We start from the raw sequence: 9,462 nt of genomic DNA, 5'->3' as shown, positions 1-9,462 counted from the left end.
GCCGATAAGGGGTTCCGTTTAAACGCCGATTGACATCAAGCGATCAGATCAGGCCAGCGGTTTCCAACTCCTGCCACGCAGATGGGTTGTCGAGCGCACCTTTGCATGGCTCGGACGGTGCCGCAGATTGGCAAAAGACTTCGAAAGATGCATCGCATCAGCTGAAGCGTGGCTTTACATCGCGAACATTCGCTTCCTCACTCGACGCATCGCAAGAGCCTGATATTGTTGCATTCATTATGAGTCAGGCTCTTATACTGCGAGTTCCGCAAATACCTGAAATAACGAACGTCTCTCGTTGGAAATGGTTCTTGCGGATCACATGGGCTACTTCGATCCCTGTGATAGGGGCCGAGGCGGAATGGCATGTCTTGAAGTTCATCATTTCAAAAAGCGGGAAGCGACATTCTCAGCCCATGCTCCAATCGACATCGTCGGGGGGGAAGCTGTTGGTGAAGGAAACGCTGCGGCATCTACTACATAAAGGCCTGGAATGCCATGAACTTGTCCGTTGGAGCCAATAACTCCACCTTCACCTGCTTTGCCAACACACGCACCACCCATTGGGTGAACAGTTGAAGGGCGACGGCTGGCATAGATTTTTCGGCCAGACAACCTTGCCATTTCCTGCATTGTACTATATATTTTGTCATAGACTGGGCTGTTGGCAGGGTTAAACTCAATATGAAACCTGTTACCACGCATCAAAGCGACGCCGTCTCCTGCATCTGCTCCCATGCCACTCACAACTAAACCGCGTTTTAAACGATCACGCATAAAGCGTGGTAAAGGATAAGCCGATACACTCGGCATACTGTTGCGACCTATCGCAATACGCGGCTCTGGTGCTCCTTTAATTACAACGGCACCTTTGCTTGGTAGGCCGAGCGTGAAATCTATGTTTTTCTCGTTTAAATCCCAATAGCCCCTGATGTCACCATTGCCACTAAAGCGATGCCCAAGATTGGGCATTCCAGTTAAGCCTTTGTATTTATCCCGACTTTCAAGCAGTAAACGTAGGGTATTGAATGTTCCGGCACCTATAAAAAGATTTTCAGAACGGATTGATTTACGTCGTTGATTTTTATGGTCATAGTAGTGCAATTGAAACCTTTTGCCCGTTTTGGCAATATGTTCGATTGAAATGACTTCGCACAGATCATAGACTTGCAATCCACATTTCATACCAGAAGCCAGATATACTATATCCATAGAGGATTTTGCGCCGGATGGTGAGCCTAAGAATCCATGGTCTCCACTTTTGTAATCAGCCTCGTGGCGGTGAACACCAATGGATGTAGTAACCATACGAGGTTGTCTAGGGTCTTCAGGCAATAAAAAACCTACCCTAACATCAACCTTTGGTATTGCCGCCTCAAAATTCTTGTCATTCGCATAAACGACTGGTGCGGTATAGGGAGGACGATTATGCGGCTCGGGCTTCGTGGATCCCACACGCTCTATGAAACTTTGATAGTGGGGCGCCATTGTTTCTTCGGAAAGGTCGTCAGTCCATCCATCCCAGTAATCAAGTGAGGCAGGCCGACGATGTACTGCGGAATAGACATGACTGCCACCACCAACCCCAGAAGAGCAGACGACTTCCATACCTTTGGAAAAGTATAGTTCGAATAAGCCAAGACAATTAAATTGTGTCTTACCCCATGGTAAAAGTGGATGATCGATCGACCTAACGGAGCGGGTTATCAAGCTTAAACCACGTGGAAAGGGTGTTCGTTTGGTTACACCCATAGAGCGTGTGGGAATCGTATCCCACCACGGGCCTCGCTCGAACAAAGTTACTTTTGCACCTGCTTCCGCAAGACGGGATGCTGTTATAGAGCCGCCGAAGCCACTACCAATAACGATTGTTTCGGTCTCGTCGCAGCTCATTGTAAGTAACCTATTCTTCAAATTGTCATCGGCCAAACTTGGCAGTTTTACTATTATTTGACAAAGATCACCCAGAATGTCTAATTCAAAAATAACTTCCACTATGCCCTAATGTTATGAGGTGGCAATTGAAAATCAATCTTCGACAAATCGAAGCGTTTCGCCTAGTATTCCAGACTGGCAGTATGACAACTGCTGCAAATCTAATGTTTGTAACTCAGCCAGCAATCAGTCGTTTAATAAAGGATCTTGAGGCGACGACCGAGTTTACGCTGTTTAAACGTACGGGCACCGGACTTTTTGCTACGCAGGATGCAGTTCTGTTCTATAACGAAGTTGAAAAAAGTTTTATCGGTTTGAGTCATATCGTTAGTGCTGCGCGCACCATTCGCGCAAAGCGGGAACAAGTTATTCATGTAGCGACGACAGGAGCCTTCGCGTATCAATGTATCCCCTACGCCTTAACGAAGTTTCGTGAACGCTGGCCCAATGTGAGGGTCAAACTTACAGTTACGCGATCATCGGAGATTATGGAATTTGTTGCGACACAGCAATGTGATATTGGGCTAACGGTCACGCCTCCGAGCCCCGCAGGCATCGAGTTTGAAGCTTTGCCAAGCTTCCCCGTAGTTTGTGTTTTGCCTATTGGACATTTTTTATCGCGAAAAGAAATCATAGAGCCTGCTGACCTTGTAAGCGAACCCTTGTTCCTTTCTCCACTTGGCAGTCTTTTACAGCAAAGAGTCGCACGTGCTTTTGTCGATGCGGGTGTGCCGATGCAGGTTGTGGGTGAATTTACGCTTGGCAGTGCGATTTGTGAGATGGTGGCGCAGGGTAGTGGTGTCTCGATACTTGATGCGCTATCCGCCAGTGGTACCGGACATGAAAAAGTGCTGACACGCCGCTTCGATCCCGCGATGGAATTTGAACCCAAATTGATTTTCCCCGCGGGCATATCACACTCTCAGCCCATGAGCACTTTAATTAAGGAAATCAAAGCACGGCTCAAGGCTGTTCGATCCAGTATTGAATGATGTTCTACAAATAAATTTCTCTCGTGAAGCAAATACGACAATCGGTTGCCACATAACATTTTATTATAAGTAATTTAAAATAATAATTTGACTTTATGGGTTTCCTTTTCAAAATTGAGGAATAGAGAAACAACCGGAGAAACCCATGCTCATTGCAATAGTTCAAATTCCAGGTATTGAGCGATCAAAAGAAGATGCCATTGCGGCCGCACGATCGTCAGCTCCTACTTTTGCTAAATTACCGGGTCTGATCTGCAAATATTATCTTAACGGTGCAAATGGCGGCGGTGGAGTATACATCTGGAAATCACGCGCAGATGCTGAAGCTTGGTATAATGAAGGCTGGTCGGCAATGATGGAAAAGCGCTTCGGGGCTAAGCCCACACTGACATATTACGATAATTATGTTGTTCTCGATAATGTTCAAGAAGAACTTCGTGTTGATGGTGTAGTAGAATAGGGCGCTCAGTAATTATTAACTATTGCCCGAGTGCTTATTAGCTATCAGTTGATTATCGCTATTATCACAGCCAGGTTAATTCAGCTAAAATAATATATCGATTTGCTCCAGCGTTTTGATGCGTTGGTTTGTGAACCGAAGTGTGAGCGGGAGGAAGTAACATGAAAAAATGTACACTAGCATTGACGGCGGCATTGCTCGGCGCAACATCTGCCTATGCGCAGGATGAGCTGAAAATTGGTGCCGTTGTAACGATCTCCGGTGCAGGCGCTGCATGGGGACAGGCAATACTGAACGGTGCTGAGCTGGCTGCAAAAGATGTCAACGACGCTGGTGGCTTCAAAGTGGGTGACAAAACCTACAAAGTCACTGTCATTCCATATGACGATAAGTATCAAGCAGGTGAAGCCGTGACTGCGGTCAACCGTCTAGCCTTCCAGGATGATGCCAAATTTGTCGTAGGGCCGGTTGGTTCCGCACCAGCATTGGCTATCCAGCCGATCACCGAGCGCGGCCAGATGCTGATGATGACGATGGCATTTAGCGAAAAAGCGCTGAACCCGTCCGCTCCGCTGACCTTCCGCGCCAATGTGACGACGGTAGAGTTTGCGCAGCCGCAGATTGATTGGTTCGTAAAGAAATATGGCATCAAGAAAGTTGGCTCCCTGTTCCCGAATGACGAAACGGGACAGCAGGTCGCAAAAGATGTCGAGAAAGCCTACAGCAAAGCTGGCGTAGAATTAGCTGGTAAGGAATTTTATGAACGTGAGCGCGTTGATTTTATTCCTCTTTTGACGCGCATCATCGGCGAGAATGTTGACGCAATCGAACTCAACATCAATGCGCCGGCCTCTGGCGGCCTGATCGTCAAGCAATTGCGCGAACTCGGCTATAAGGGCCACATCATCCGTACAGGTGGACCTGCAACGCAGGACATCATCAATGTTGCAGGTCCTGAGGCAACTGAAGGCATGTTGGTTCACACGCTTGTTGATCCAAGTCTGCCAGAAACAAAAGCCTATATGGATAAATACGCAGCCAATTATCAAAATGCGATGAATGGTTTCAATCCGGCATTCTATGATGCAACAGGTATGCTGCTTCAGGCAATTGCACGTGCGGGCACTGTAGAGGACACGACCAAAATCGCTGAAGAACTCGCGGCAACCAAAGACTATTCTGGTGCAACCGGCAAGCTTTCGATTGGTGGCGAAGCTACTTATGGCATTAATCGTCAGGTCGAAGCACCATTCTATGTAGCCGAAGTCGTGAATGGCGCCGAAGTTATTCGGTCGCGCTGCAACGTTACGGACGGTTGTGTCGACGTAGAGGTTGAGAAGTAATGCCTCTTGAAACAATCATCATACAGACGATAGTAAACGGCTTGGTCATCGGTAGTCTTTATCTGCTGATGGCTGTTGGCTTCACTGTAGTGTTCGGCTTGATGAGAATTGCCAATTTCTCGCATGCCGAATTCTATATGGTCGGCGCTTTTGTCGCCTATGTGAGCGTTGTCTATCTTAAGCTGCCGTTCATTTTAGTCGTTTTGCTGGCATTTACGGTCGCACTCATTCTAGGGCTGTTTACTGAGCGGTTTATCCTGCGATCCATGCGTGGCGATGAATTGAGCGGTATGATTGCTACCATCGGCATCGGGATGATCCTCCAGAGTTTGGCGCTGGTAATATTCGGCCCCGACCCTCGTTCCATGCCAGCCATCACCAGTGGCGCTTTGCAAATCGGCTCGGCCGTCATTCCAAATTCGCGCATATTGGTCGGTGTTTTCTCTATTTCATCCTTGATTGCGCTCTATTTTTTCTTTCACCATTCGCGCTTCGGTCGGGCCTTACGCGCCGTGGTTCAAGATGAAGAGGCAGCGCAGGCACAAGGCATCAAAACCTCAATTTATTATCCATTAGGTTTTGGTATCGGCGTGGGCTTTGCTGCACTAGCCGGTGCATTAATGGCACCTGTTTTTTCAGTTTCCCCGACAATTGGTTTCGGCCCTATGGTCAAGGCTTTCATCGTTGTAATTGTGGGTGGATTGGGATCAATTCCTGGCGCGGCACTCGCTAGCCTGCTACTTGGATTAACGGAGAGTTTCGCAGGCACATTCTTGAAATCAAGCTATGCGGATATGTTCCTTTTCGGTGGTGTGATCCTGTTTCTCGTGTTGCGTCCACAAGGATTCCTTGGGGAGAAGGGTTGATGCGTAAAAATCTTATTTCACTTACAGTGCTTGTCACTGCTGCAATAGCGCTTCCCTTGTTAACACCAAATCGGTTTCACCTGCATATTGGAGTCATGGTTTGTATCAACCTAATTTTGGTGACAGGTTTATCCGTGGTGGCGCGCACTGGGCGTCTATCAATGGGACAGTCAGCCTTTGCCGCGATTGGTGCATACGCGACCGTGTTGCTCGTAATCAAGCTGAATTTGCCATGGATGGTTGCCTCACTTATTGCACTCATAATCAATGGTGCAATGGCGTTATTGTTGGGACGCGTTGTGGTTAAGCTACGCGGTGTCTATTTCGTCCTCGTCACGTTCTCCTTTGCAGAATTTGTGCGTTTGGTCCTTCTCGAATGGTCGGATGTCACCGGTGGTGCAAGCGGTATATCCAGTATTCCACCATTGAGCGTTTTTGGATATACGGTACAAACTGTCCAACAATGGTATGCTGTAGTAGCGGTTCTGGCGATCATTACGACTGCGATCATGTTGCGCTTCTTCGGTACGCCGGAAGGCACGTCTTTTATTGCGACGGATACTAATCCTGAATTGGCCGAAGCGACAGGTATTAGTGTATCCAAAGTGCAGCTTACAGCGTTTATTCTAGGCGCTACCATTACTGCGTTTGGAGGCATTCTATATAGCGGCTATATGGGGTTCATTTCGCCAGAGTCATTTAACGTACATATGGCAATTGCCATGGTGACGATGCTTGTCGTCGGTGGTGTTCGCTCGACTTGGGGCCCAGTTCTCGGTGCTATCATACTGACACCATTGCCGGAATTTTTACGTGGCTCTCTGCATTACCAGCATCTCCTTTACGGTGTTGTTCTCGTCGCCATTCTGGTGTTCCTGCCCCGCGGCGTAAGCTCGATAGGAAGCTTACTCGGACTGCAAAAGCTATTTGGAAAGGTGCACAATGCTTGAAGTGCGACACGTTGCCAAACAGTTTGGCGGTCTACGGGCCCTGTCTGATATAAGCTTTAAAGTTGAGAAAGATCAGACGGTCGGAATTATAGGACCAAATGGAGCCGGCAAAACCACCGCATTCAACGTGGTTACCGGTACTTTAAAACCGACAGAAGGACAGATTTTTCTGGCTGGACAAGAGATAACAGGATTGGCGCCGAGCAAGGTGGTCAGTCTAGGACTAGCACGAACTTTCCAACAAACAACCATTTACGCAAACGAAACGGTTGAGGAAAATGTTCGACGCGGCACTATCTGGCGCTTGCAAGGTTCAATTTTAAAGGGTCTCTTGCCCCAATCATCTTCACGCCGCGCAGCAATGGCAGCAGATATGGCAAATGTTGACGAAATTATTGAAACACTCGGCTTACAATCGGTGCGTGACCGTGTTGCCGGTACGCTATCGTACGGCTTGCAGAAAAAAGTCGGCGTTGCGATAGGTCTTGCAACACGGCCAAAGCTCCTCTTAATGGATGAACCGGCAGCAGGTCTTAATAGCCAGGAATCACACGAGTTTGGTGAACTGATTACCATCATAAAACAACGGTATAATTTAACCGTGTTGTTGGTTGAACATCATATCGCTCTGGTGCGCCGGATATCGAGCAAGATCATCGTTATTGCTCAGGGCCGCGTGATTGCAGAAGGCGCGCCCGATGAGGTGCTTTCAAATCCGCAAGTAATTGAATCTTATCTTGGTACGCGAAATGCTGAAGGTTGAGAATATATCGGCGCGCTACGGGGTGCTTGAAGCGGTTTCGGATGCATCGTTCTTCGTGGGCGAAGGGCAAGTCGTTAGCCTGATCGGCGCAAATGGTGCCGGAAAATCCACAACACTAAAATGCATTATGGGTTTGTTGCCCGCTGCATCTGGTAAGGTCGAGTTCGACGGGCATAATATTACGCATGCATCGTCGGTAGACCGCGTGGGTAAAGGCATTTCACTTTCCCCAGAAGGGCGCAAACTCTTCCCGCGCATGACGGTAATCGACAATCTGCTGACTGGAGCACATTGTGCTCGCGGACGTGCAACAATCACCGAGAGCCTGGATTTGATTTTTGGTCTCTTTCCGCGCGTGGCGGAGCGTCGTAAACAAATCGCTGGCTCCTTGTCTGGTGGTGAGCAGCAAATGGTTGCAATCGGTCGCGCGTTGATGTCACGGCCCAAACTTTTGATGCTCGACGAGCCGTCACTAGGACTGGCGCCAAAAGTTACAGAAGAGATCGAGAATGCGATCATTCGAATAGGTAAGTCACAAGGCATGTCGGTGCTTCTGGTCGAACAGAATGCTCATCTTGCCTTGCGCCTGTCGCATCACGCTTATGTTTATGAAAAAGGTAAAGTCGTGTATTCGGGGCCTGGCTCGGAATTGGCAACTGATCCGGAAATCCAGCGCCGATATCTCGGCGTATAGTTGGGAAAATACGCATGTATCTGGAAAAACACGGTCGTAAAATTTTCTATCGAATGGACGGAAACGAAAACGGCAAGCGGCTGGTTCTCCTTAACTCGTTGGGAACTTCGACAGCATCCTGGGGTAGTGTTGTCGAAGAGCTTGCGACCGATTTTCAGATATTGCGGATCGATAAGGCTGGGCATGGATTGTCGGATCCAATGACCGGCCCCCGCACCATTGCAGACAATGTGGACGATGTACATGACGTCATTTTGCACTTGAATTGGTACGGTGCCGATGTTTGCGGTATTTCCATTGGGGCAATGACTATAATAGAACTTGCTGCACGCCTACCGGATATATTTGATAAACTTATTTTATCCAACACATCTGCTTATGTCCGTCCTGAACCTTTACTGCGACGTGTTGAGATAATCAGACAAGGTGGCATCTGCGCAGCATCAGAAAATGCCGTCAAACGTTTTTTTTCACCCGATTACCACAAAGGCGAAACGCTGGACTACCTGCGCGCGCTAGATGATTTCAACGCGTGTGACGCGGAAAGTTATATCGGATGGTGCCAGGCTATTGCTACAATGGACTTGCGTCCATTAGTGAAACGTATATCAAACACCTGTCTTACTATTATTGGCACCTATGATGAGGCTACTTTGCCATCAATGGGACATTCAATTTATAAAAACTTGCAAAATGCGACATTAATTGAATTGAATGCTGGACATCTTCCCTATTTAGAGAAACCAAAGCTCTACGCTAAAACTTTGAGAGATTTTATATACGAGCAATAATGGCTCCTGAGCATTAAAGGGGCACAGATATACGGTGGTCTTGCCTCGGTTTCGTTCCGGTCTTTTTGAGAGCATTATTTGTCATCAAGGAGACCGAATATGTCATTAAAGCATAGTGGGGTCCGTCCCCGCAAAGGTACAGAATGCGACATAGGGTTTCGGCCAAGGCATTGAAGTCTTGGCTTATTTGAAGAATTTTGCTCCTCCAATGGCGGCCTGGTTTCAAGAGTTTTTTTCAAGGGGAGGATCCCGAAGCTGTCTGCGAGCGTTTTGTCGGAGAAATCGTATTCCCCCAGCATGTTGATGTGAGCCCACGACTGCGGCGAATGGGCCTTGATGGTCTTCATCATCTCGGCGTGCGTTTCGGCATCAGCAGCCCGAAGGCGCGTTTCAAGGTAGAGATAATTCCAGCAAATGATGGCATTCTTGATCAGGCGGTTGCACGCTTCGGCGACCTACTGATCTTCCTGCAGGGCGAAGATGAACTCGCGCGGGCTGCCAACGGCCACCGCCCGGGTAAAGCGGTTGGCCAGATCGTGTTTAAACGGAACCCCTTATCGGCGTCCAAAAAGTACCCCTCCTTTAGGTTGCAACGTTTAGCGTGCGCGGGCCCGGAACTTTCAATTTAGTGCAGGGTTTGCGCGCGCGGATCACTAGCGTTCTTCGGC

At 48.3% G+C, this 9,462-nt stretch carries 11 protein-coding genes and 2 pseudogenes; 10 read left to right on the top strand and 3 right to left on the bottom strand.

The window, feature by feature from the left end; genetic code table 11:
- Positions 1-34: 34 nt before the first annotated feature.
- Positions 35-223 (top strand): annotated as a pseudogene (locus tag CEV31_RS13135) (transposase); the annotation flags it as partial.
- A 29-nt stretch (positions 224-252) separates the two neighbouring features.
- Here CEV31_RS13135 and CEV31_RS21295 read toward each other — a convergent pair.
- Together CEV31_RS21295 and CEV31_RS13130 are read right to left on the bottom strand one after the other, a co-directional pair.
- Positions 253-385: pseudogene (locus CEV31_RS21295) on the bottom strand (IS6 family transposase); the annotation flags it as partial.
- Positions 382-1,893, bottom strand: a complete 1,512-nt coding sequence (locus tag CEV31_RS13130) for a GMC oxidoreductase (protein ID WP_143850941.1) — start codon at positions 1,891-1,893, stop codon at positions 382-384. The gene CEV31_RS13130 and the pseudogene CEV31_RS21295, both read right to left, overlap by 4 nt.
- Before the next feature lie 128 nt (positions 1,894-2,021).
- Here CEV31_RS13130 and CEV31_RS13125 point away from each other — a divergent pair, with 128 nt between their 5' ends.
- The 8 genes from CEV31_RS13125 to CEV31_RS13090 all read left to right on the top strand — a co-directional run bounded on the left by CEV31_RS13125 (position 2,022) and on the right by CEV31_RS13090 (position 8,794).
- Complete coding sequence (locus CEV31_RS13125; protein WP_169717356.1) at positions 2,022-2,927, top strand: LysR substrate-binding domain-containing protein; 906 nt, start codon at positions 2,022-2,024, stop codon at positions 2,925-2,927.
- Positions 2,928-3,072: 145 nt separating this feature from the next.
- On the top strand, positions 3,073-3,387 hold the full coding sequence (locus CEV31_RS13120) for a hypothetical protein (RefSeq protein ID WP_094507524.1): 315 nt from the start codon (positions 3,073-3,075) through the stop codon (positions 3,385-3,387).
- Between the two features lie 161 nt (positions 3,388-3,548).
- A complete protein-coding gene (locus CEV31_RS13115) occupies positions 3,549-4,730 on the top strand; it encodes an ABC transporter substrate-binding protein (protein WP_094507523.1) in 1,182 nt (393 codons plus the stop codon).
- Positions 4,730-5,596: a branched-chain amino acid ABC transporter permease gene (locus CEV31_RS13110; protein ID WP_094507522.1), complete on the top strand. Its 867-nt coding sequence runs from the start codon at positions 4,730-4,732 to the stop codon at positions 5,594-5,596. Before CEV31_RS13115 ends, CEV31_RS13110 begins: the two co-directional genes overlap by 1 nt.
- Positions 5,596-6,546, top strand: a complete 951-nt coding sequence (locus tag CEV31_RS13105) for a branched-chain amino acid ABC transporter permease (protein ID WP_094507521.1) — start codon at positions 5,596-5,598, stop codon at positions 6,544-6,546. Before CEV31_RS13110 ends, CEV31_RS13105 begins: the two co-directional genes overlap by 1 nt.
- A complete protein-coding gene (locus CEV31_RS13100; protein ID WP_094507520.1) occupies positions 6,539-7,309 on the top strand; it encodes an ABC transporter ATP-binding protein in 771 nt (256 codons plus the stop codon). The genes CEV31_RS13105 and CEV31_RS13100 overlap by 8 nt, the downstream gene beginning before the upstream one ends.
- Positions 7,296-8,003, top strand: a complete 708-nt coding sequence (locus CEV31_RS13095) for an ABC transporter ATP-binding protein (protein WP_094507519.1) — start codon at positions 7,296-7,298, stop codon at positions 8,001-8,003. Before CEV31_RS13100 ends, CEV31_RS13095 begins: the two co-directional genes overlap by 14 nt.
- A 14-nt stretch (positions 8,004-8,017) precedes the next feature.
- Positions 8,018-8,794, top strand: coding sequence for an alpha/beta fold hydrolase (locus CEV31_RS13090; RefSeq protein WP_094507518.1), 777 nt, complete (start codon positions 8,018-8,020; stop codon positions 8,792-8,794).
- A 74-nt stretch (positions 8,795-8,868) separates the two neighbouring features.
- Here CEV31_RS13090 and CEV31_RS21565 read toward each other — a convergent pair whose 3' ends face one another.
- Complete coding sequence (locus CEV31_RS21565; RefSeq protein WP_374847593.1) at positions 8,869-9,210, bottom strand: hypothetical protein; 342 nt, start codon at positions 9,208-9,210, stop codon at positions 8,869-8,871.
- Between CEV31_RS21565 and CEV31_RS13080 the strand changes: the two genes are divergently transcribed.
- On the top strand, positions 9,121-9,423 hold the full coding sequence (locus tag CEV31_RS13080; RefSeq protein ID WP_094507516.1) for a hypothetical protein: 303 nt from the start codon (positions 9,121-9,123) through the stop codon (positions 9,421-9,423). The genes CEV31_RS21565 and CEV31_RS13080 overlap by 90 nt on opposite strands.
- The last annotated feature ends 39 nt before the right edge of the window (positions 9,424-9,462 follow it).

Origin of the sequence: Brucella thiophenivorans, from assembly GCF_002252445.1 — a bacterium.
GTDB classification, from domain to species: Bacteria; Pseudomonadota; Alphaproteobacteria; order Rhizobiales; family Rhizobiaceae; genus Brucella; species Brucella thiophenivorans.
Note: the sequence above shows the minus strand (reverse complement) of the source record. Positions and strands in the feature narration are given on the sequence as shown.